We start from the raw sequence: 2,319 nt of genomic DNA, 5'->3' as shown, positions 1-2,319 counted from the left end.
ATATAAAGGATATAGACATAGCATGGAAGGTGGTAAATGAATTTGATGAAATAGCATGCTGTGCTTTAAAACATAATAGTCCCTGTGGAGTTGCCTTAGGAGAGAATGTATTAGATGCCTATGAGAAGGCTTATAAATGTGATCCCATATCTATATTTGGTGGAATAGTTGCTTTTAATCATATAGTAGATGAAGAAACTGCTAAAAAGCTTAGAGAAATCTTCTTAGAGGTTATAATAGCTAATGATTTTACGGAGGAAGCTTTAGAAATCCTTAAGTCTAAAAAGAATTTAAGGGTAATAAAGTGTATGAATAAACCTAAGGCAAAGAACTATATGGTATCAGTGGATGGTGGAATTCTTATTCAAGATGAAGATAAGGGTTTAATTCATAGTGTAGAAGTTGTTACAGAAAAAGAGCCAAATAAGGAAGAGATGGATGATTTAATCTTTGCCATGAAGGTTGTAAAATACGTTAAATCCAATGCTATTGTAGTAGCTAAGAATGGAATGGCCCTTGGAATTGGGGGAGGACAAGTAAATAGGATATGGGCAGCTAAAGAAGCTCTAGAGAGAGGAAAAGGTAGTTTAGTTATGGCATCAGATGCTTTCTTTCCCTTTGATGATGTAGTTATAGAAGCTGCAAAATATGGAATAAAATCCATAATACAGCCTGGAGGTTCCATAAAAGATAAGGACTCTATAGATAAGTGCAATGAACTTAATTTATCTATGGTGTTTACCGCCATGAGACATTTTAAACATTAATTATGTGAAAGTAAATAAGTTATAATTGAATCCGTGACAATGTCATTCCCTTTTGGATGTTATTTTTCTTTGGTTAGAGATTCAATAATAAAATAAAGAATAAATTTTTAAAATAGTGTAGATAACTTTATACTAACAGGATAAACAAGGGGGATTATATATGAATATATTAGTTATAGGTGGTGGAGGTAGAGAGCATGCCATTGCCTGGAAGCTAGCTAAAGATTCTAAGGTATCAAAAGTATATGTGGCTCCTGGTAATGGAGGAACAGCATTAGAAGATAAATGCGAAAATGTGAATATAACGGTCATAGAGGATTTAATTATATTCGCTAAAGAAAATAATATAGTATACACAGTGGTGGGACCAGAGGAACCTTTAACTAGGGGAATAGTAGATAAGTTTAGGGAAAATAACTTAAAAATATTTGGGCCAGATAAAAAAGGAGCACTACTTGAAGGAAGTAAAGCATATGCAAAAGAATTCATGAAAAAATACAAGGTTAGAACTGCTCAGTATGAAACCTTTAATTCTTTAGAAAAAGCTACTGATTATTTAAATAAATGTGAGTATCCTATAGTGATTAAGGCGGACGGACTTGCACAAGGAAAAGGTGTTGTAATTTGCCAAGCTAAAGAAGAGGGAATAACCACTCTTTTAGACTTTATGGATAAGGATATCTTTAATGGGGGAGGAAAAACTGTAGTAATAGAAGAGTTCCTTCAGGGGGTAGAAGCATCTATATTATCCGTGACAGATGGAAATACAATATTACCTTTTATATCAGCTAAGGATCATAAGCAGATATTTGATGGAGATAAGGGCCCTAATACTGGAGGAATGGGTGTTGTGGCACCAAATCCTTACGTAACAGAGGAAGTTCTAAAGGATTTTACTGAAAATATAATGAATCCAACACTTAAAGGAATAAATAATGAAAACTTAGACTTCATTGGAGTTATATTCTTTGGTATTATGATAACTAAAAAAGGGGTATACTTACTTGAATATAATGTGAGAATGGGAGATCCTGAAACTCAAGGAGTACTTCCTCTTATGAAGAGTAGTCTTAATGATTTAATAGACAGTGCATTAAGTAAAAATCTTAAAGATTTTAATATAGAATGGAGTAATAAACATTCTTGTTGTGTAATGATGGTATCTAAAGGCTATCCTTTGAATTATGAAAAACATAAGGATATTTCTATTGAAGATACATGTAAAGGGAAGGTATTTATATCTGGAGCTATGTTAAAAGGAGATAAGCTTCTAACCACAGGGGGAAGAGTTTTATCTTTGGTTACTACTTCAGAAGCCTTAGATAGTGGTAGAGAAGAATGTTATAATGAAATAAAGAACATAAATTTTCAAGGAAATTATTATAGGACAGATATAGGTAGTATATAGTTATATATAATAAATCACCTCAAAACTCAATCTTTGAATACGCATTAACTAATGATAGATGATAATTCAATTTTTGAATAGGCTTTAAATAGTGGTAGCTGTTGATTTAGTTTTAGTTAGTATGAGCCTTACCTATAATAGATT

General features: G+C 32.2%; 1 protein-coding gene and 1 pseudogene. Both read left to right on the top strand.

All coding sequences use genetic code 11. The features are described 5' to 3' along the window. Nucleotides 1-767 (top strand): annotated as a pseudogene (locus tag AB2369_RS12970) (bifunctional phosphoribosylaminoimidazolecarboxamide formyltransferase/IMP cyclohydrolase); the annotation flags it as partial. A 160-nt stretch (nucleotides 768-927) separates the two neighbouring features. After that, nucleotides 928-2,175, top strand: a complete 1,248-nt coding sequence (gene purD, locus AB2369_RS12965; RefSeq protein ID WP_367666890.1) for a phosphoribosylamine--glycine ligase — start codon at nucleotides 928-930, stop codon at nucleotides 2,173-2,175. Nucleotides 2,176-2,319 lie beyond the last annotated feature (144 nt).

The sequence above is a fragment of the Clostridium sp. genome, assembly GCF_040797585.1.
Classification (GTDB): domain Bacteria; phylum Bacillota; class Clostridia; order Clostridiales; family Clostridiaceae; genus Clostridium_Z.
This window is presented reverse-complemented; position numbering and strand designations above follow the sequence as displayed.

What these genes read in the sequence shown, in the direction of transcription:
- purD (WP_367666890.1), top strand. Translation starts at nt 928, where the DNA reads ATGAATATATTAGTTATAGGTGGTGGAGGTAGAGAGCATGCCATTGCC.